Origin of the sequence: Paraburkholderia sp. JHI869, from assembly GCF_038900775.1 — a bacterium.
Classification (GTDB): domain Bacteria; phylum Pseudomonadota; class Gammaproteobacteria; order Burkholderiales; family Burkholderiaceae; genus Paraburkholderia.
In genome coordinates this window covers 25,640-46,994 of record NZ_JAYMSC010000005.1, presented here as the reverse complement: position 1 = coordinate 46,994, position 21,355 = coordinate 25,640, and the positions used below count along the sequence as shown (strand labels likewise).

Sequence of the window (21,355 nt, the reverse complement as noted above, 5' to 3'; positions counted from 1 at the left end):
GCCATCGTGCAACATGCCATCATCTCAGCGTTGTCTTCGCTGCCGTTCCTCGTCTCCGTGACGGTGGCAACGATTCTGGGGGCCTTTTTCTTCTGGCTTCGCGCCGACACCTTCCGTTTCACCGCCTTCGCATACAAGCGCTGGTGGGCGTTCGGAAACGACCATCGTGCCGAATTCCAGCGTCTCACTAAAGAGAGCGGCGACTCGACGGTGACCGACGGCCTCGTGCCGGCCGAGCTCACGCTGTGCACGACCTTCAGGTCGGTCATCTCGGGGTCGAGCAACGCGGAAGTGACGGCGGGTCAGTTCAACCGCGCGAAGAACTATCTGAAGATCACGCAGCAAACCGATATTCATCAGCCTTCGACGATGGCTCGCGTGGGCCTGTTCGTGCTGATTCTCGCGGAATCCGTGGGAACGGGCTATGTGCTCGCGCCGTGGATGTCCTCGGAAATCACGCCTTCCCAAGCAAACCTTGCGGCGGGTGTGCTTGCGCTCGCGGTCGCGATCGTGCTCGCGCTGCTTACGCATACGACCGGCGCGGAAATGGCGAAGTTCTCACACTTTCGCAAGCGCCATGGTTCGGAGGGCCTCGAAGTGCGCATCGATCTCGGCGACGACCAGGACCAGGACGCTTACTACATCGACCCGAATACGAACACTGTGCGTCAGAATCCGCTGCCGCGGCGCTTTGCAAACCGCGTGGACGATCCGGGCGTCAAGGGCCCGATCCTACTGGCTGTCTCGGGTGCAATCATCCTCGCGATTATGGTGACGATCTACGTAATCCGCGTGAATGGCGTTGAGAGAGAAACCACCCGCCAGATCGTCTCGATGGAGACGAATGGCGTTGAGAGCGCGGGTGATGCGAGTCCGTTTGATTCAGCGGGCACGTCGTCGGCGCTGCCACCAGGCGTCGCGCAAGCGCAGCAGGCGAGCCGCAAGGACGTAGCCGAAAGCCTGGGTGGTAACTACAAGGCGCAGGGCATCGCGGCCTCGCTGATGCTCGCGCTGATCTATCTTGTCACGCAGTTCACGGCCTTCATCGTCGCGTTCAAATCGACCTTCAGCGGCCAGGGCGAGGCGGCCTACGACTTCACGCGCAACCAGCCTTCGTTCGAGACGTTCCGCGCGCGCTTTCTGCAACCAAAGATTGCGCGCGCCGAGAGTTTCCTCACACAGCTGCGTGAAGCGCGCAAGACGCGCAATCATCGCACGGGTACGCTGACGTTCGAGTCGTTCCTCAAGCGAGGCGAGCGGCGCGAAGAGCAGGCGCGCACCAGCGTGATCGACAGGGTTGCCGCTGACGTGGCGACGGGCAAGAGCGAAGACGAGCGTGCGCTGCGCTATGAACTCGCACTGAAGAACCATAACTTCTCGTCGAACGAGCAGGACCAGGTGATCAAGTCGTATCAGGCCGCAATTCTGCGTACCGACGGCATCCGCAGCAAGCCGGTCGCAACGCGCCCGCTCGTACAGACGCTGGCGCAGGCAACGACGCAAGTCGAAACGCAAATACCCGTGCAAGCCGGGGAGCAGGCCGCGTGGCAGGAGGCACATACGGCAATCGAGGCGGTACGCGTGCGACCCACGCCGCCTGTGCCGGTTGAGGCCGACATCGATGCGCTCGCACAGGCGTTCGCGACATTGCCCGACAACCTTGCCAAGGGCGATTTCCTCGAGAAACACGCGGAACTGCTGTCTGGCGACGACTTCTCGAAGCTGAGCGACGAAATCAAGCGCCGAAAACGTCTCGCGAAATCGGCCGAGAAGTTCAGCGACTTGCTGGACGACTGATCTCCTCCCGACGTTCGCTGTTGCGCCTTTCGCTGGCGCAGCAGCATACCGACACCTACTGCAAATGAAGATTCTCAAGACATTGAGCAAGGCTGCGGTGCTCGCCGCGCTCCACCTTTCCACTGTGGCGCATGCAGGACTCGTCAACGACGTGCCGAGCTGCTATGGCGCCTTCCATCTCACGACCGCGCCGCAGCAGCCGGCGCGCGTGGTGTACGTCCTCATCGATCAGACTGTGCTGCTCGATCCGTCGCTTCAGCAGTCGGTGCTCGACAACATGGATCGCATGATCCAGCCGGGTGCGAAGTTCGTACTTGCCGAGTTTTCCGCGTTTGCCCAGGCGCATTACCTCAAGGTGCTCCACACGGGCTACGTCGAACGACCGTTGCCCGACGATGCGTACAACGCACTGCCGATCACGAAGGCACCGCAGATTAAGGCGTGCTTCGGCCAGCAACTCGCATTCGCGCGCAAGATGGCCGCGACCACGGCCCAGCAGGCGATGGGCGAATCGACCTCGACGCTCAACGCTTCCGAAATCATGGCTGCGCTCGATGAACTCGGCCAGGCGGTGCGTAACGACGCCGCGCCTGACAAGGTGCTGTTCGTCGTGACCGATGGTCTGGAGAACTCGCGCATCACGTCGTTTTACGCACATAACGGTGTGCGCGACATCAATCCGGCTGCGGAACTAGCGAAGGCACGCGCGAATGGCATGTTCGCCGATCTCGGTGGTGCGAAGGCTTACGTGCTTGGAGGCGCGGTCATGCCGCCCGCGACCAGAGGTACGCAGGCGCAGCGCGACGGCTATCGCGATTCGAAGACGATTCACGATTTGCGGGCGTTCTGGCAGGGCTATTTTGAGTCGTCTAATGCGCATCTCGTCGAGTTTGGCGCGCCGACCCTCGTCACGCCCGTCTCATACTGAGGAGGGCAATCGAGCGCGAATCCGCGGGGTTGCGCAGTGTTTCCGCCACACCGCTACGGATAAAGAGCGAGCTACAAAAGGACGGCAGAGTGCTGTCGCCGATGGTGTCGTGCATCACCTCCAGTCTGGCGTGGCTTTCTGCCGACGCGGAAATCAGAGAGATACTGCTCCAGCGTGAGCAATCAAGTGAATGCGCGCTGCATGGAGGTTGCGGCGAGGCAGAAATCGAGTTCTATTGTCTGCAGCCCGGCGATCCTATGCTCAAGCGCCCGGAATTGAGGGCTGAGCCCAATCAGCGGATCGAGGGTGTGGGCTGCTCGCCACCTCACCAACAACGGACGAGATGCAGCAGTCGCTTGATGCAGCGGAAATCAACGCAGGAAAGCGGCAGTGCCATCGAGCGGCCGCGTTCGAAGAACGTGAAAAAAGGATTGAAGACCATCGCCGTAGTGGCACTCCTAGCCATCAGCGCATCATCGCTTTTGGTTGCCTGCGGCAAAAGGACTGGGGACGAGTTCGTCGGATCGTGGAAGGTTAAGGGCGATATCGACTCGACAATTATCGCTCGCAGTGGCTACGATTTTGTTGTCACGAATACCGGCGACATGTCGAGCAGGATGTTTTTCCGCTACGAGCACGGAATTCTCGTAATGAAGGGTTCTGCCGGAATGCTGGAGATACGTTACGACAGGATCCACGACGCGATCGTCGCATTCACCCCCGGTTTTCCGGTGGAAATCGTACTGCCCCGGGTTAAGTAGGCGGCCGAGCGTCGTCATTCCGTGCGCGAAGCAAGGGGAAACGATAACGCGATCAGCCTCGCCACTTTGGCGGAGAGTGACGAATCTTTCGCCAATTTGCTGAGATGGCGAGCGCGGCTAGGATTGACCGGCTGATTTCGGATCTGCAGCGGCCATGTGACGGACTATTGTCGCGTGCCCGCGAGTGGCGAAAAGCCGTCGTCCTTGATACGGTGGAGACCGCCGACGCATTCATGATCGCCGCGCACAAGCTTGCCCTCTGCTCTCCCGCCCGCGCCCGGTAAGTCCGGCGGCGCGAACCTCCGCCCGATCAACTCAACGATGCCAGCAAGATCGACAGCTTGCGGATGTGCGCCCTGAACGCTTCGGTCATGTCGCGGTTATGGCCGTCGCTCAGATGCGGCGCTTCGGCCAGTTCGACCTGGCCATGGAACTCGTCGAAAACCTTGCGCCGCTCGTCGGGTGGAAGTATGCGAATGAGGGACACCATCAGTAGTTCCTGCGCATGGATGATACCGAGCACGGATTGTTCGTTCATTTCGACCTCCGTCGGAACGCGGCAATGCCAGCGGCTGGACAGCAAGGCAAAGCGGGGAGTTGATGACAGCACCAGGCCGATGTTGTCTTCGATCCTCCTTGTTACCCGTCCATACTAGCGCAGGGATCGAGCCATCTGCACCTGTACCGGGCAAAGCGCCGGGAGGCATACGGGGGCCGATGGAATCTCCCACCAGACCGGCGCGAGCCGCCGCCCACACCGTACGTGGGGATTCTCGCGGCTCTCGTACGGCTTTCTCCGAAACGGCACCCTGGCATCGAAACGGGACGCGTTCTGCAGTCGCGGGACCAACCCGGCGCACCAGTCGAAGCACCGCGAACAGGCAGCGGGATCCCTGGTGGCTTCAGGAACCGGGCTGACCAGTGCAAGGTATGTGCCGCATCCTGACGGGCCGCCATTCTGGCCTGGCCACAGACTGGTGTGGAGAGGGATGGCTTTCCCTTCGTCGACGGGAACTGCGACACGGGTCCCCGATTAAAACGGGGTCGCATTCACGCATCATCGCCGGGATAACCTGGCACGGAAGACGGACGGGATGCCGCGGCGCCGAAGACACGAAGGGCCCGGGTTCGACACCAGACCTGGGTGCGAACCGGCGGACAACGGGTGTTATGTCAGATCCCGGCCGCCCACCTTGCCAGGCAAGGCCTGGCGCCGCACTGACACTCGGGTTGTCAGGGCAAAACCACGAAATACCATATTTCGTGGAAGCGGGTATAATAAGGCGTGACCTTTCCCGCTGTCCCGACACGGAGTCTGCGATGCGTCCGCCCGGCGCAACGCGGGCCTGTGCGGCAGCTACGGCCTGGGGCGTGGATGACACGATCATCGACGACATGCGCGTGGTGTTCCGCCTCGCGTGTGCGCACCTATCCCGATACGCTGGGCTAAGGCGCGCAGTTCGAGGCCATCGTGCGCGCGTGGCGCCCCGGGCTCATTACGGAGTCATCCATCATGCGACGTGTTTATTTTGATGTCGCCCAGGCCAGCGCCGCCGTCAAGGCCGGTGGTGTCCTGTCCGCGATCCTGCGCGCCGAGAAGGGCGCTTTCTATATCGAGCTCGAAACACGCGAATCGGGCGTGGCCGAACTCGTGACCTCGAACGGCCGCGAACGGCGCGAGTTCCGCGATCCAGGCCAGGCCCTGAAGGTCGTGCGCGAACTCGGCGTGGCGACCGGCCGTTTCGCGCTCGAGGAGTGGGACACGCGCGCCCCGAAGGCCCCGGCCTGGACGCGGCCGGACCAGAGCGCGCACATGAGGCGGCGCAACCAGCTGGCCGACGACGCGGCCGAGTTCGAGGCCGACGTGCTGCAGGCGGTTACCGAGGCCGACCGCCCCGGCACGCCGTTTGTCCCGCACGATGAGGTGATGGCGCAGCTCGATGCGAAGCTTGCCGCGACCGCGAAGAAGGCCGCGCGCAAGGGCCGCGCATGATCGTCGAGTGGCTGCCGCGTGCAGTGGAACAGCTGCTGTCGATCATCGATTACGTGAGTGAGGACAGTCCGGCCGCCGCCGTCGCGCTCGGACAGTCCATCCGTGAAAAGACCACCATGCTCGCGACGTACCCGACCCGCTACCGGACGGGCCGTGTCAGGGGGACCCGTGAAATGGTCGTGATGCCTAACTATATTGTCGTGTACCGCATTGCCGGCGAACGGGTGCAGATCCTTCGTGTTCGCCACGCGCGGCAACGCCGCTAGGCTGTGACCTTCGCCGTCGTTCCGGCGAATCCTGATGCGCGCGACAGCAAGCGGGCCCCCCAGAGAGGGCCCGCGTGAACTAGCTCTACTCATCACCGCCGATACGACAACAGACAGATTGCGCCGCCGATGGGCTTTTCGGCCACCATAGTCGGATGCCCCTACGGAAAGTCGACCCGACCGAAACGCTGCGACACCCGACGGGCAACCGTGCGGGCAGAATAAGTCGCTGCAAGCACCGCCAAGCGGTTCCAGCCGCAGTCGGCGGCACCACTGCCGCTACTTGGGCGTTACGCCGCAGGCGAGGCAGCTACCCGTACCGGCCGACGGCCCGCTGGCGCGTCTTTGTCTCCTTCTTAAACACACCGAACGAGAAGGTTCCGCGTATAAAAACCGGCGCGTCGACGGCAGCGCCCGACAAAAATGCGGCGCAAGCAAGCAGCGGGATAGTGGGTGTTGTGGGCAAGCGGTCGGTCGCGGCTAGTCTGTATGGGTAACCATTGCGGCGTGGTGACATGAGATCTGTAGTGCCAAGATTCGCGTCGCGAACAGCTTGACGTCTCGCGTATATGCAGCGTCGCTGTGCTGACACTCAGGCCGAGTGGCGGCTACTACGACGAGAACGGCATCCCGCTGCGCAATCGCCCGCTGAAGGCTCGCAAGCGCGGCTACAGCGTCGCGCACGGCAAGCGCATGGCCCGCAAAGCACGCAACAAGGCCAAGGCGAGGGCGAGTAAGTGAAGTCGCGCATGAGCGAATGGGTGATTGAGGTTCGCCCGCTGACCACGCAAGAGGCCGCAGAACGCCAGTTCAACGATGCGCTCGGCTAGATGGCTGACCAGCCCGACGCAACCACCGAACACTACCGCGACCGCGCGACCGGACACCACGCCAACCGCGCAACGTAAGAGCGAGCCCGCCACGCGCGGGCTTTTCGCCCATGCCCGCAGAGAATTGATTCAGGGAGTTGAGGTCAGATCCGCCAAATACCGAAGCCTGCAGCACAGCAACCGATGATGAAAGTGAAGTGCGGCGTCCACATCAACCAGAAGATAACCCACATCCATTGAGTGGCTCGCCTCTCGGCGAAGCGCCCCTCACGGCCGAGCCAGCCGGCATGCACCCATCGAGCGACAAACATCAAGCCGGACGCGACAGCGCCCGCAATGAATATTCCGAGCGCGATCAAACCGAAGGGTCTAAAGGCGTGAAATTGATCCACTTTTAGCACGAGGGCTTGGAGCAACCCGAGCATTGCGACTGCACCACCGCCGTTAAGGATGCTGGCAGCCTTAGCGCTTTGCGTTGCAAAGTCGTTCAGTTCCGCGCGGCGCGCAAGCATGTGGTCATGCCAGAACTGCTCGCCGTTGTCAGGGCGTCGGCTCATCCTGTCCCCCGTTCGAATTGTGGAGGAATCGTAGCATGATGGTCTATGTCGATGCCATGTACCAGTATTCGTCGGCGAGTACAAGACGCTAAGCGGCCGGCTCACGAAGTGCTCGCACTTGATCGCCGACACGACCGAGGAGCTTCTCTCAATGGGGCGACAAGATCGGCATGCGCCACTCGTGGCTTCAGTAGCGCGGCGCGCACGGCAAGCACTTCGACATAGCGAAGGGCAAGCGCGAACTTACAATCCGGCTCGGCGCCGTGCCAATCACGATGCGCCACTAGTCGGCCATGTGCGTGCGTAGGCGCGAGACTGGTGAGCTTGGGGCGCCCGAGAGCGCAGAGCGGCGGTTCAGTGGACGCAGAACTGTCACAAAGGCCGCCTAGAATCGCGCCCCTTCCAAATAACGAAATCGTGGAACGACGTGCGACTCGTATGGCTGCTACTGGTACTGGTACTGGTGCTGGCCGCGCTGTGTGAAATTTTCTTCGCTCAGGCGTACGCCAAGGAGCTTGGGCAGGACGTTGATTGCAACGCCGAAGATGACAGCGTGTGCCTCGTGACGGTGGGATTCCTGTTCCCGTCGAGCTATCCGAACGCAGACGACGCCACAAAGTAGTAGACCAAGCTCGCCGCGCGCGGGGTTTTCAGTTGGGCGGGTGGTGCCACTTTAGGCGCGGGGCATCTGCTTAATCGAGAAGGCGAATTTGCCACATGTATTGAGGAGGGGATCAAGTAGGCCCAACGCCACGTCGGTGTGGGACACCAACTGGCTCAATAGGTGTTCGAGATAGTTCAAACGTTGGCTGTCAGGGCCTATTCCGATTCCTTGATCCGGGTCGTCGAGGAAGGCAATAATACTTTCGAGGGGCTCGGCGCTGCCGTTGCATACTTTCAGTTGCATGGAAACTAGGTGCAGTCGTTCAGCGAAATGCTCCTCGATTGGCGCGAGCCGTACTAGGTCATCGAGTGCTACATCCAGTTCCAACGCCGACAGGCGTTTTAGCACTGCGCTATCTAGCTTCGTATCAACGATGAGCCGCGGGCCTTGAGCCTTGGACTCGGCCCACGTCTTGAGGAAGACCAGATCAGACTTGACCTCCATAAGCTTGCGATTGTAACGGAGCGCGGTCATTCGGCCCCGTAGATAGTCCTCGCCAGCCGCTCTCCGGTCGGAGCGCCGAGCCAGGTACAAGGAAACAAGAACCGCCGCCAAGGTGCCAAAGCCGGCGAACCATGTGCCCGTGGACTCAATCGCGCTCCAGCTCCACGCATCTCTGTTGCCAGTCTCAACGAGAACCTTGAACGCCCACGCTGCGAACGTCAGCGATATCGAAGCAAGTGCAAGCCCACCGGCGAAATCAGCAATGCTTACTTTCCGCATATTGAACCTCTGTTTTACTTTTGATGGTCGAGGAGGTTGATTTCTCGCTCAAGGACCTTGAACTCCCTTTGGATGCAATACATGTGCGTCTCAACACTATTCCGAAGCGCGACGCGCTTAGACTCGACCAGATTATCGCCGTGGCTCTTGTCGTAACCACTCGCTTTCAGAAGCGCAAGCTCGCTTTTTATCTCGGGCGTGTGCGCGCCGGCCAAATACTTTTCCATTGCGCCTTTTAGGAACGTGAACTGACCGCTATAAATGACGAACGCGGCGATCGCTCGCTCAGAGCCGAGTGTGTGAATCGGGAGCTTCGACATTAGCTCGATCATCGAGTCGATGATTGAGGGGTGGTAGATCTCGTACATCTTGATGTTCCACTTGTCGTCCAGTGCGTCTTTGATTTGCAGCGTGTGATTATGCGCCGCACGAATCACTGCAAACATTCCCTGCCGCCGCTCCCGCTCTACCAGCACCTCCACTTTTTGCCGCGTTTCTTCCGCAAGCTCGTGCGCCTTCTGTGTTGCAGCCAGCGCCGTCTTGCCTTGGCGCTCACCGATGAAGTAGGCGCCGATGATCGCGGCGATTGCCCCTACCGCCTGCACCCACGCAGCAACGTTCCCTGAATTCCAACCCCAAGCATGGATGGTCATGACCGCGACCACGAGCGTTACAAGAAACGTCGCGGCGATGACAAAGGAACCCTCGGCAATGATGCGAAATAATTTCATCTTATTCTCCTGTGCGGCCGGATCGTAGCACGCGGGTGCGGCCGCCGGACGACACGGTATGCTAGGTGGGCTTTGTACGTTTGGAATGGTGCGATACCATGCGGACTATCACAAAACCGCACCATTGGAATGGAAATCACACCAGTCAGCGCCGACGATGCGCCGCCACTTCCGGGGAGTTGGCGCGGTATCTCGCCGACCCTATCTGGCGCCTGTGTTCGGGCAAGCTTTACAAGATCATCGTCAAGGGCGACGACGCAGAAGATGACGGTCTGGCGCTCCCGTTCAAACCCAGCCGCGCACAGCGGCGCCTCATCAAGCGCTTGTGGTATCGCAACCTCATCCTGAAGGCGCGGCAGCTCGCATTCCAGGGCATCTTGATGAGGTCGAGCAAGTGGTCGTGGATGATTGCCGATCTTGATCGCGCTGGTCAGGAGCGTGTCCTCGAACCTGAGTGCCCGCGTAAGGTGCAGCGAAACGGCCGCCAAGTGGCGCGGGTCGGTGTAGCGAAACGCCGCGGATAGTGCGATAACGTGCGGCACAATACCATGCGTTTGACGCAGCACGGGCACGAGCACGAGTGCGGGCTCGTCGTCGTCAAGGCGCTCGAAATTCCGTACCCCCGAAATGATGTGACATTATCCCGCACCCATCGGTGCGCCGCGCTAAGATCGCGGCAGTCGATCGATGAGCTGATCCCGCTTACGCGGAGCAGATGAGCCGGGTTGGGCTCAAAGAAGTGCCTCGCGGTGACTCGACGTGCGGCGCTCGGGCAAGCGATTTTGAACGCCGAGCCATGGAGCATAAAGGCAGATACTCCGGTTGGTTGTAATGCTGCCATATCAAGTGCCGGAAGCATGGCTTCCCGAAGACACAATAAGTTAGAAGTTGGAGACCAAGGTGACAATTCAGCGAATCAAAAAGCTCCGGGGTTATCGGATTTTTCGGGACTTCGAATGGGGCACACTGCCGGACTTTGGCAGGTACAACCTGATTTACGGCTGGAACGGTGCGGGGAAGACTTCGCTCTCGACTCTGTTCAGAGCGCTGCAACGAAAGACCACACCGGATGCTGCCGTAGTTGAACTGGTGGTTGATGGCCAGATCGTGACCGGCGCCGACTTCGCGACCAAGGCCCTTCCGGCAATCCGTGTCTTCAACAGAGACTTTGTGGATCGAAGCGTCTTCGAGATGCCGGGGCAAACGTTGCCACCGGTCTTCTATATCGGTGAAGATAGTGCGGAGAAGCAAAAGAAGGTCAACGAGCTGCAAAAGGAGCAAGAGGACCTGACCGTTGAGTCGACTGCAGTCGAAAAGCGGACGACCACAGCGACGGGAGATTTGAACTCGTTTTGTACTAACCAGGCCCGGATCATCCGCACGCTGCTCATGGGTGACCCTCGGTTCAACAACTACGAAGCGCCGAAGTTCAAAGCGTTGATGGAGCGTCTTTCCTCAGCGGAGGTGCCACCTACGTTGCTTGACCGAGCCGAGAGAAAGCGCCTGGAGGGAGCATTGTCCGGACAACCAATGGCATTGCTACCAATGCCGTCGTTCGGCAATGTCGATTTTTCCAAGCTCACTGCAGCTGTTGGCGAAGAGCTAAAGAAGACCGTCGTAGCGAGCACCATTCAAGAGCTGGTCGATGCACCTGACGTTGCTGGTTGGGTAGAACGAGGCCTCCACCTGCACGCTAACGGAGAGACACATTGTCACTTCTGCAAGCAGGAAATCGACCCAACAAGGCTTGGCGCTCTCGAGGCGCACTTCAACGACCACTTCAAGGTACAACAGGATCGGTTGCGCAAGCACCTCGCTTCTGTCGAATCGCTTCGCGCACAGTCCCGAACCCGTGAGATTCCTGAGCGCTCAGCACTTTACCCGCATCTTCAGGTGGAGTTCGACAAGGCCATAGCAACGCTAAGGAGTCAGTCTGCGTTCATTGAGACCTTTCTAGATGGGTTGAAGCGCGCGATTGAGGCGAAGATGAGCGAGCCGTTCTCGGTGCTTGAAGTTCAGAAGTACTTGCCCGCTTTTGAGTTCGAAAGCGATTCGACGCTGCTGAAAATTCTCGGAATCGTCCTAACCGGCATCAACGCTGTCGGTACCGCGTCCGGACTGACGGCCGTCGCAACCATCGTTCGACTCGTGCAGGCACACAATGAGTACACGGATAATTTCGAGAGGTCCGCCAAGGCAGCTCGGTCTCAGCTGGAAATCGACGAAGGAGCGAAGGCCCTGCCGGAGTGGTCGACCCGGAACAAGGAGCTTGGCGACCTCGCGGATGCCAAAAAGCAGGTGCAGGACAAACTGAATCCGATCAGCGGCCAGATCGCAGAGTTGAAGCGCCAAATCAGGCAACACCTGAAGCCAGCTACCGAGTTGAACCGGGAAATGGCCGCGTACCTCGGTCGGGACGAACTTCGCTTTGAGCCTAAGGACAATGGCTACACGATCATGCGCGGCAGCCAACCTGCGATGCATCTGAGCGATGGAGAGCGTACGGCGATTGCATTCATCTACTTCCTGAAGACGCTGCGGGACGCGGATTTCGACACGAATAAGGGCATCGTAGTGATTGATGACCCCGTGTCGAGTCTTGACGCGAACTCGCTGTATTGTGCGTTTGGCTACATGAGAGATAGAACGAAAGATGCGGCGCAGATCTTTGTGCTTACGCACAACTTCGGCTTTTTTCGACAGGTTAAGAACTGGTTCAACTTTGCAGGTGGCTTGCGGAACAGGCCGTACGACCCCGTACAGTCAAAAAATGCGCACTTCTACATGCTCGCGATGCGGATCCTTGACGGTCAAAGGAATGCGTATCTCCGAACGCTAGATCCGCTACTGCACGAGTATGAATCCGAGTACCACTATCTCTTTCGCTGCGTGAAGGAGGGTTCGGAGGCGGCATCGCCACAATCCCTTGCTGAGGTGTATGGGCTGCCCAATATTGCTCGACGCCTCCTGGAGTCGTTTCTCGCCTTCCGTGTCCCAGGTAAGGCAGGAAATCTTGCGCAGCAGATGGAAGAGCTGGCGGGGGACCCGGCTGCGAAGGCGCGAATCGTTCGATTCTTGCATACCCATTCGCATATGGAGCAGATTTCCGAGCCTGAGCACGATCTTTCGGTTCTGTCCGAGGCGCCCTCTGTTCTCTCTGATTTGCTTGCGCTGATTGAGGCGAACGATAAGCCTCACTACGAGGCGATGGCAAAGATTGTCTAGCTGGCCTCTGCGCTAAGTCTTCGGGCTGGACGCCTAGTAGGGCGAGCAAATTAAAACACCTACGTAGCGTTGAGCCGGCTTCGAAGCCGTACAGCAGCGCGACAACTGTTGCTTTGGCAACTACATTACTTCCGTTGCAGGTAGCAGATGCCGCCTCGTACCTGGTGCAGCGATGCACGGCCGCTGCGCAACAAGGGGCGATGACCAGCGAAGAGATCAAGTATACCGGCAGCGCAGATAGGCCGGAGCGCCAACAATCTTTCGTTGCCGGCATACTGAAAGGGATGGAAAATTGCGAAATAATTGCGGCACACTGCGCATCGCACGAGCTATCGCTTGCTTTATCCGGGCAGTCTGGTGAGCGTGAGATGTCGAGGGGCCAGGCGGGCGCGATAGCCCTCGCCGTGAATCGTTCGTTTTGGGGTGCCATGAGTTACCAATATTCCGCAGGACCGCGCCTGACCGATGACCCGGCGGGAGACCCGAAGCGGCAAGCGATTGCATCGCTTCGCGGCTACGTTTACCAGCTCTACGCAAGTGCACTGGCGTGGATGGACCTTAGGCAAGGTCAGCAGCTATACCTCGAGGTAGCCGAGGACTATGCAACTCTTGCAAACGAGGTACTCCAGGGCGTCCAGGTCAAGGACACTGCTCAATCCGGCTCCGTGACGATCAACAGCGAGGATGTGCGTGATGCGATAGACGCATTTGTGGACCTTGTCGAGCGCAATTCGAGCTTTGACGTGGTGTTCCGGTTTCTGTCTACTTCCGAGATTGGGCGTGAGCGGAGCGTGGAAGACCGTATAGAGGGGGAAAGCGTATTGTTGTATTGGCGCCGCGCAGCAGCAGGTGCTGATGTTGCGCCACTGCGCGCCGCGTTGGAAAGGGCCGATCTCTCAGAGCGAGTCAAGAAGTACATTGAAGCACGCAACGACGAAAAGCTGCGTGAAGACCTTCTGCGGAGAATTCACTGGGACTGTGGTCGCCCGGAGCTCGGAGAACTTAAGGCTGACCTTGAATCGCTGCTTGTCGAGTTCGGATCGGAGCGCTTCCAGATTGCGCCGAGTGAGTCTCGCGCGCTTCCCGCGATAGTCATCGCGAAGACCCTCGACACGGTAGTCGGGCCGTTGCCGCGCCGCCTGACTCGCGCGGACCTGCTCGAAGTTTGCGAGCAGCACACACGAGTCTCGGTCCCCAAGGCGACCCTCAACGCCATGATGCAACAGCTGTCAGGCACATTGTCCGGTGCTATCTGTTCTGAGCTGCCGTCTCAAGGGCTACTGGAGGCTGAGACTGAGCTTTCGATGCCGAATGGAATAACCTTGCGCCGGCGGCTGGTCGATGAGGCGCGCAAAAGACTTCAAGACGGGAAACTACTCTTTCTCACCGGGGGTACCGGGGTAGGAAAGACCTTGGTGGCAAGGCTGATTGCCCGCTCCACTGCCAAACCGTGGTATGTGCTCGACCTCCGTGATACCTCGGCGAGCGAGTGCGCACGCCGGTTGCAGAGTGCGCTCGGCCAGCTATCGGAACTGCCTCCGGCCGGCCTGATACTTGATGACCTTAACGATACGGAGAATCACGCCGTCGCGCAGGCGCTTGAGCGGTTGATTCGCGCCCTAGGTCGCCGAGAGGCTCCATGCCTGGTAACAAGCTACCGTGCGCCGTCGACTGGCCTGCTTGACAGGTTGAGTGCGGGCACCGAAGCGGTCATCGAGGTACCGAATCTGGACGAGGAAGAAGTCGGCGAGCTTGTAGCCGCCGCTGGTGGAGACCAGGACACCTGGAAGTCCCCCGTCTATGTATATGGTGGTATGGGTCATCCGCAGCTCGTTCGGGCGTTGCTTGCCGGCCTTCGGTCTCGCGGCTGGCCGACGGCAGAGCTTGCCACCCTCGCTATGGTCACAGCGGGAAACCCAGACGTCGAAGCCACGCGCCGCGCGGTGCGACGGCGCCTGATGGAGGTGCTCCAGGACGAACCTCGCAGGTTGCTCTACCGTGCGAGCCTGCTCATCGGACGCTTCTCGCGCTCATTGGTGCTACACCTGGCCGCTATTGCACCTCAGGTTGATATGCCCGGAGAGCGCCTGGACACGCTGGTCGGCCCCTGGATTGACGCACTCGCCAATGGGCAGCTGCGCAATTCGCCTCTTGTCGCCAATCTCGGGCGGGACGCCTTGATTCCTGATGAGCAGGTGTCTGTGCGTCGCGCTGCAGTCGGTCAGCTGCTCGACGGCAACAGTCTCGATGTTCGTCAGGCGGACGCGGTGTTTCTGTATGCCCTCGAGGGAAAGCTGGACGCAGAATTGCTAAAAATAGCAATGTTGGTCATTGGGAGCAAGGAGAAGGATTATAGGCGCCTCGCAGCCTGGATGCCGAGTTTGAGAGGGGTGCCAACGAATTTTCCAGCATTTTCCGACGATGCCAAACTCTCGGCGACGCTCAGGTTCGCGCAGTTGCTCCTCATCGGCCAAACGAATGACGCAAAGGCAGTGCGCGATGTATGGCACGCACTTGACGGAGAGCTGCAGCGCGTCGTCGAGCGACTTGGGCTGGGCGACAGCCTCGAGTACATAGTCCTGTTTAAGGTACTCATCAGCCCGACGCTCGCACAAATGTTGCCGGATTGGTTCAGCCTGCTCAGGCGGCTCAATCAACTGAACCAATCTTCGGCGCAGTGGAGAGCGCTTGTCGCAAAGATGGAGGCATCGGCGCCGCAGCTAAACGGAGGGAAAGTATCCCTGATTGGCAGCCTCTTTCTCACGCACGCAACGAACGTGAAGACGGTCAGGGACCAGGTTCGCCTGTTTGCCGCGCTCGACGCACTAGACTCGACAAATCGAGCGCAGTACCTCGAGCAAGCGTCGCAAATGGCGAGCGGTTACGGCCTTTTGGTCAACGCATCCTGGCTTGCCGAAGTGAAGAACAATTCGCTGGACTGGGCCCGTGCAGCTGAGGCGTACTCGGGCATGGCCGACCAAGCGCTTCGCTGGGGCTACCGCGAGCTGGCTCTGCGTTGCTACGTCGCTCAGGCAATCGTGTTTGACGACTACGGGTCTCAGGAGGACGCTGCACTTGACGCATTGGCCCGGGCAGAGGAGGCGCTCGGGAACGACCCTGTTATATCGCGCGCACGAGCCAAAATTCATTTCCGGCATAAACGGCACTTGAGCGCACTCGAGTCATTTGGCAAGGGAGCCTTGGAATTCGCTTTGGGTGACCCGGTCGAACGTGCATACCTGTGCCGGGAGATGGGAATCAGCGCAGCCCAAACTGGAGACTGGCTCGCTGCAAGCGAGTGGTTTGGCCGGGCTCGCGAAGCGGCATTCGCGGCTTCCAGCAATGCCATGCGGCCAATGGCGATCGGCCTTCGCGCTGACGAGGCACTCGCAACCTATCAGGCGGGCGAGCGTTCTCGTGCGGTGACTATCTACGGCGAAGTACTTCAGTCACTTGCCACACTCGACGGAGACGGCTCAACAAAAGCCGCCTACTGCCGGAGAGTCGTGCGCCACGGCTTGCTGTGGATGTTTGGACAGGTCACAGGGCGTACGCTTGAGGTCGACGGCGAGCCCCCTGCGATGATCGCTGGAATGTGTAGCAACCCGGATCCGACCGAGTCCATCAGAGATCAGCCTTGCGCAAGCATCGACGTGGCGTGGTACATGCAGGCCGTGACGGAAGGGCAGCATTTGGGCGTGGCGACAGCGAATACAAATCTCGCTCGACGACTGAATGGGAAGAGCATGCCGGGCATGGAGGTTATGGCACGGCAGGAACTCGTCGCGCTCGCAACGTCGCAACTCGATGCGGTCGGCTTTGCGGAACAGTTCCACCCTTGGACAAATTCCCTTGTTTATCTGGCAGAGAATCTAGCGGAGCTTCGCGAGAGCGGCGTTATTCAACCACCGTATGGATTGGTCTCATCGGCCAGTGCGTCGCAACTTGGCGCGCCCCTAATTCAGCAGCAGATTGAACGCGCAATCATCGCGTTTGGGATGTTCGCGGCAATGAACAGGCAGCGCGATAGCTTGGTTGCGTTAAATGCCGGTCTCGCGGAGCATCTCGGTGGAGAGCAGGGAAGGAAGCTCCTTGCCCTCATGTTGAGCGGTGGCGGGGTGGACGAGAGCGTGAACGTGTTTATCTGCAGTGCGATTCACACCATCTTCGCACACGAGTTTCTCTCGCCGGAACAGCTCTATGCCGTTACCCTGCGCTTTGTTCAGGTTACACATCGGTCTACGTTTTCATCTCATCTTGTCCCGCGGCTCGTGCCATGGGCACGCGCAGCGTGGCAACGGGCTATCGAGAACCGATTTGCAATTCGTAATCCGCGGTCGATAGTACCTGCAATCCAGGACGCGCTGGCCGTCGACGCTAACGAGCTTTCAACCGTGGCTGCGATATTACTCGCCGCTGAAGGTGGGGTTTCCGTACGGCTGCACGCGAGCCTTCGGGACATGCTCCGCGGTCTTGCTGGCGAGGCCGGCCGGAACACGGACTAAGCTCAAGTGAAGGAAACTGCGCCGGGCTTGGGCGCGTTTGTCGAACGTCGCGTGTCTGCTTTTTGATTTCCCCACGGCCCTCCGGGCACAAAGCCCGAAGGTACCGGGTTCCGGAAATTTGAAGTGCGATCCGGGCTGGCGCCAGACACGACACTGAGCCCGTTACGTGGTTCGACTACGCCGACTTGAAAGGGCGCGCAAAGCGCGACTCATGTGCCATGGGCGTGACGGTACCCCTCGGTCTCGTCGATTGCCGTAGCCTTTAATGAGGCGACTCCGCGTCGACAATCCCGCGGGTCCCGCCGCTCGTATCAACTACGACAATCGCAATCTGCGGGCGCCTATCCTCTGGTAGCAGTTCGGTAAGCTGACCCGCCATCTCCGAAGCGGAACTGGGGCGAGTACGACCTTCCGGGTGCCTCGGCATAGGCCTACCGTCTAGATTACCAAACCAGAAGACGGTGTAAATGCCGTATCCTGAGACGTCTGGGTCGCGCGTGTATAGCTGGTCCAGTTGCGACATTGGCGCACTCCAGACGTCTGCGTGGTAGTTCCGCTTAATTTCGACCGGAACCTTGAGCTGGCGCCACGACGCGATGATGTCTGCTCGCTTGCCGTGCACCATGCGACCTTCGGGTTCTACCGAAATGTCCTTTGAGACGAGGCGCTCGCGAAGAAGGTCAATCAAGATGTCTCGTCCACTTTCCTCTGGCTTTGGATTCAGAGTCTTGCCATAGCGGTCCTCGTTCCAGAAGCGCTTGTAGATATTGCTGTTGGCATTTGCGATGCGATCTCCGATATCAAGCAGCGTGTCGACGAGCAGGCCGTGGAAATCTGAAATGTTTGCGGGCGCACCGTTCGCGAGGGCCGCTACGGTCTGCGCCCCGTCTGGCTGTTGATATTCTGCGTCTCGCCTACGCATCCGCTGCTCGGCTGCGGCATGAAGGAGGTAATCTCGATATGTTTTCAGCACATCAGCGTCGGCAAGACGGTCAAGTGCGCCCATCGCTTCCGCGCTGGTGTCCAGGGCAATCACGTTGACCAGTCTTTTCACGAATTCTGCGCCGTCCCATGGGTTGCGATCTCCTGACCATCCACCCTCCGGATGAGGGCTATCCGGGAAACGGTTCGCTGTGACGACCACAATGCGCTCAAGCATTGACGTTGGCAGTGCGCGGTGCGAGCTTTTCCCGGTTATCCCAAAATCTCTAAGCGTCCAGAGCAGATTGCAATCAGCCTTTGCCGCCTCGAGGAAATCTGACGCCCACTGGTCTGGTTGAGATAGAAAGGCCGCCACCCGCCAGTAGGGGTGGGCGTGCGGTTGCAAAACACCTTTCATAAAGTGGATTTTGGTGAGTTTCGCAAAATCGTCCCGCACCGAACTGTCGGCGAGCAGGACTTCCATCAACTGGCTCAGATGATGACGCGGCAGGTTTGGATATCCGCGCAACACTTCCATTGCCACGGAAGTACGACACCAGGCGAAGGCGTCCATTGTTAGCAGTTCACTGAGCGCTTGAACGCTTTCACGTCGCGCGTTGAGGTCGTTCCGGGTGACTTGCAAATAGACGTCGCGTGCGAGCGTGCGTCTTTCAGCCAGCAGCGTGGCCTTCCATTCGAAGGTTTTACGGCGCGATGTATTGCCGTCGCGCTCGCTGGTTGGACTGACAAGATCAATTGCTAACGCTGCCTCAAGCAATGGATCCGAAAGGCCTTCGATGCTTGGTTGTCGCGCCCAACGCTCGTCGAGCGCGGCCACAAGTGCCAGCCACCAGCGCGGAATGCCTCCACTCCCCGAAGCTTCGCCAATGGTAACTACGTCTGGAATGTCCGTCCGCTCAAGCGAAGCAAGCATGCCGGTCAAAGCCGACTCGGCGAAGCGCACGCCGAGAAACTTCGCAACGCGATCGCGAGGTGACAATCGCTGGTCTACGTCTGCCCGTCTGCCCAGGTACACCTCAGCCGCCCAGCCGGCCCAGCCGAGTGCGGAACCGCTGCGGATCGCATCCTCATGCCGTGCGAAGTTCATAATCAAAGTCGCTCTGGCCGTATCTGCATTGGCTTGTTCCTGGCGCTTTCGCCGGGCATCTTCAACCCTCCAGTCGGGGATTTCGGATACCAGCATTAAGTCCCTTCGGGCTCGAAGGCTTTCATGCTCGCCAAAGTCGTACAGAGATTCAAAGAGGGCAGGGCGCTCCAACGTTTGTTCGTACAGCAACCATATCGCGAGGTCATACACGACCGGCACACACGTGTCTTCAGGCGACGCCGACTCGAGGAAACTTGCAAACAAGTCGAGAAACTCGAGGTTATCAATTGTCCGTGCTGTTTTCGCTTGCAGGCGCTGGAAGAACCGATACCAATTCGTATCAGGCGGCAACTGTCGGAGGCCTTCCTTGACTGCAGCCAGAACGTCGCTCTTCCTCGAAGACAAGGCCCTTTGTAGCGCCGTGTAGCTCGTCAATGATCCTCTCTCGTCAGTGAGCCGGTCCAACCATTTCCACAGGCTACGGGCCGCATTTTGCTGGTTGCTTTTGAAAAGCTTGGTCAGCATACGGCTCATCACGTGTGAAACTGCAGATTCGTTGCCAGGCAAAGGATCCGACAAATCGGCTTCAGTAGTTTCCCTTACATTGTCAAGGACGGCAGGAATGTCGGACGCCGGAACGGCGTCCGACAGGCTCCACAGGTAGAGGCGCTTACTAACCTTCTCGTCGCAGCTTTCAACTGCTTCCAGCAGCTCAACCACGTCGGCCGGACCGAACAAGGCCCCGTATGCTTTCACAATCGCCTCGGCCCGGAGCTGAAGGTCAGGCGCGGACCATCCCAAATCATGTCTGTACGCGAACAGAATGGCCGCCGCACCATCGCTACCCGACTTCAGGAGCGCCTCCAGTGCATGCTCCCGCTCCAGTTGGAGTGCATCCGCGTTCGTCAGAACAGCAGCAATATCGTCCTTGAGCGTGAGATCCGGTGTGCCGACCGCCAGCGCTTCGAGAACGAGCATGCGCATCGGCCGATTTGGCGTTCGAGAACGAAGGATTGAGCGATACTCGGCGGTCATTTCCGGACCTGACATGCCGGCAAGCCGCTCAGTTCGCTGATTCCCGCTCCCATGCCGGAACCATGGATCTTGCACCGAAAGGTCCGAAAGTGCTCGCAGCAGGCGAAGGCGCAAAGTAGGCGAGAGCGAGGCCGGGTCGCCGTACGACAGGATGCCGTAAGGGTCCGCCACAATGAGTTGCTCGGCGAACTTCGGGGCAAGAACTGCAAGCCAGGCGTGCAAGCCACGAAGCTCGGATGCCGGATGGCCACTTTGGCCAAGTAGCGCGCTGAGTCGCCGGAACGACAGGCCTCTGTCAAGTTGCGAGGCCAGCCATTCAGCAGCCAGAAATTCCGCCGTCGTACGGTGCGAATAGTCAACCGCCGCAATCCCGGGGACGGAGTTAAAGACGCGGCGTTGAAGAGTCGCGTCGACAACAAGAGCGTCCAAAAAAGGTATATCGGCCGCGCTCGGGTACGCGGGGTCGCGACCGCTGGGGTCCAGGGCGAACCCGTCGATATCGCCAATGAGGCGCAATGCGCAAAGTGCTCCCGCCGTGGCACGGATCACCTCCGCTGGATGCTCACTCCGGCGCAAATGTTCGCGATTTTGTTCGGCCAGCCAGAGTTGCGTGGACTTCCTGAATAGATCCGCACGCGTCGCAGGCCACTGGCCTCCCGCGACGGCTGTCGCCAGCATCTTCAGGTCCTGGGGATTTTTCTTGAACTCGCCAAGGCCATTTTCATCGACGTCTTCAAGAAACCCGTCGATTTCCGAGGCGTGCATTCCGTGCTCAACCAGCACTTCACGCTCCTCATGATTCGTCAGAGGCGAGAGGCTGACGACGGTTACGCCGCCGTTGTCGTCAAAATACGTCCGAAAGGCCTCAAGATCGGATTCGCCGAGCCAATCCTGCGCGCGGCACGAAATGCGCACCTTGGCAGGTGGATTCGTGAACAGCTTCTGCACTATCGCGTCGATGACACTGTCGTCGCTACGCGCCGAGCGTTTCTCGTCAAGTGCATCAATGAAGATAGTGGCCTCTCCCCAGTTGGGCGGCGCGTTCAGGAAAGAACGTACCGTCAGATAGCGGCCACCGACCGCCGCGGCAGCCGTTTTGAAAAGATGGGTCTTTCCGGCGCCAGGGTCGCCGAGGAGAACAATGTTGCGAGCCGGGTCGAGAGATGCGAAACCAAGCTCTGTGGGCGCAGAGTCGCGTTCCGCTGGCGGGAACACTTGCAAAACTTGACGGTCATTCATGGGCGAGCGGTTCACGAGGTGAAATGACGGCGTTGGTGTTCACCGGGAGACGCGACAGGTGCTTGAGACGGG

The 21,355-nt window shown here is 59.5% G+C and carries 15 protein-coding genes; 10 read left to right on the top strand and 5 right to left on the bottom strand.

What is annotated here, in order from left to right:
* Window positions 1-6: 6 nt before the first annotated feature.
* The 3 genes from VSR72_RS11360 to VSR72_RS11350 all read left to right on the top strand — a co-directional run bounded on the left by VSR72_RS11360 (window position 7) and on the right by VSR72_RS11350 (window position 3,486).
* Complete coding sequence (locus tag VSR72_RS11360) at window positions 7-1,797, top strand: hypothetical protein (RefSeq protein ID WP_342952473.1); 1,791 nt, start codon at window positions 7-9, stop codon at window positions 1,795-1,797.
* A 64-nt stretch (window positions 1,798-1,861) separates the two neighbouring features.
* A complete protein-coding gene (locus VSR72_RS11355) occupies window positions 1,862-2,725 on the top strand; it encodes a hypothetical protein (RefSeq protein WP_342952472.1) in 864 nt (287 codons plus the stop codon).
* 89 nt (window positions 2,726-2,814) lie between these two features.
* Window positions 2,815-3,486: a hypothetical protein gene (locus tag VSR72_RS11350; protein WP_342952471.1), complete on the top strand. Its 672-nt coding sequence runs from the start codon at window positions 2,815-2,817 to the stop codon at window positions 3,484-3,486.
* Between the two features lie 310 nt (window positions 3,487-3,796).
* Here the strand turns inward: VSR72_RS11350 and VSR72_RS11345 are convergent, their stop codons facing one another.
* Window positions 3,797-4,024 carry a hypothetical protein gene (locus VSR72_RS11345; protein ID WP_342952470.1) on the bottom strand — a complete coding sequence of 76 codons (228 nt, stop codon included), beginning with the start codon at window positions 4,022-4,024 and terminating at the stop codon, window positions 3,797-3,799.
* Window positions 4,025-4,999: 975 nt separating this feature from the next.
* Between VSR72_RS11345 and VSR72_RS11340 the strand changes: the two genes are divergently transcribed.
* From VSR72_RS11340 to VSR72_RS11330, 3 genes are all read left to right on the top strand, one after another.
* Window positions 5,000-5,479, top strand: a complete 480-nt coding sequence (locus tag VSR72_RS11340) for a hypothetical protein (protein ID WP_342952469.1) — start codon at window positions 5,000-5,002, stop codon at window positions 5,477-5,479.
* A complete protein-coding gene (locus VSR72_RS11335) occupies window positions 5,476-5,745 on the top strand; it encodes a type II toxin-antitoxin system RelE/ParE family toxin (protein WP_342952468.1) in 270 nt (89 codons plus the stop codon). Before VSR72_RS11340 ends, VSR72_RS11335 begins: the two co-directional genes overlap by 4 nt.
* 582 nt (window positions 5,746-6,327) lie before the next feature.
* Window positions 6,328-6,486, top strand: a complete 159-nt coding sequence (locus VSR72_RS11330; protein ID WP_342952467.1) for a hypothetical protein — start codon at window positions 6,328-6,330, stop codon at window positions 6,484-6,486.
* Window positions 6,487-6,718: 232 nt separating this feature from the next.
* Here the strand turns inward: VSR72_RS11330 and VSR72_RS11325 are convergent, their stop codons facing one another.
* Entirely contained in the window at window positions 6,719-7,132 is a 414-nt protein-coding gene (locus VSR72_RS11325; RefSeq protein WP_342952466.1) for a hypothetical protein, read from the bottom strand.
* 427 nt (window positions 7,133-7,559) lie between these two features.
* Between VSR72_RS11325 and VSR72_RS11320 the strand changes: the two genes are divergently transcribed.
* Window positions 7,560-7,754, top strand: coding sequence for a hypothetical protein (locus tag VSR72_RS11320; RefSeq protein WP_342952465.1), 195 nt, complete (start codon window positions 7,560-7,562; stop codon window positions 7,752-7,754).
* Between the two features lie 51 nt (window positions 7,755-7,805).
* On the opposite strand, the gene VSR72_RS11315 is transcribed toward VSR72_RS11320, so the two are convergent.
* Both VSR72_RS11315 and VSR72_RS11310 read right to left on the bottom strand, forming a co-directional pair.
* Entirely contained in the window at window positions 7,806-8,519 is a 714-nt protein-coding gene (locus VSR72_RS11315) for a hypothetical protein (RefSeq protein WP_342952464.1), read from the bottom strand.
* Window positions 8,520-8,533: 14 nt separating this feature from the next.
* Window positions 8,534-9,250 (bottom strand): hypothetical protein, encoded by a 717-nt coding sequence (locus VSR72_RS11310; RefSeq protein WP_342952463.1) that lies wholly within the window; start codon window positions 9,248-9,250, stop codon window positions 8,534-8,536.
* 98 nt (window positions 9,251-9,348) lie between these two features.
* Here VSR72_RS11310 and VSR72_RS11305 point away from each other — a divergent pair, with 98 nt between their 5' ends.
* The 3 genes from VSR72_RS11305 to VSR72_RS11295 all read left to right on the top strand — a co-directional run bounded on the left by VSR72_RS11305 (window position 9,349) and on the right by VSR72_RS11295 (window position 16,980).
* A complete protein-coding gene (locus VSR72_RS11305; protein ID WP_342952462.1) occupies window positions 9,349-9,774 on the top strand; it encodes a hypothetical protein in 426 nt (141 codons plus the stop codon).
* A gap of 376 nt (window positions 9,775-10,150) precedes the next feature.
* On the top strand, window positions 10,151-12,475 hold the full coding sequence (locus VSR72_RS11300; RefSeq protein ID WP_342952461.1) for an AAA family ATPase: 2,325 nt from the start codon (window positions 10,151-10,153) through the stop codon (window positions 12,473-12,475).
* 200 nt (window positions 12,476-12,675) lie between these two features.
* Window positions 12,676-16,980, top strand: a complete 4,305-nt coding sequence (locus VSR72_RS11295; protein WP_342952460.1) for a hypothetical protein — start codon at window positions 12,676-12,678, stop codon at window positions 16,978-16,980.
* A 262-nt stretch (window positions 16,981-17,242) separates the two neighbouring features.
* On the opposite strand, the gene VSR72_RS11290 is transcribed toward VSR72_RS11295, so the two are convergent.
* A complete protein-coding gene (locus VSR72_RS11290; protein ID WP_342952459.1) occupies window positions 17,243-21,283 on the bottom strand; it encodes a hypothetical protein in 4,041 nt (1,346 codons plus the stop codon).
* Window positions 21,284-21,355 lie beyond the last annotated feature (72 nt).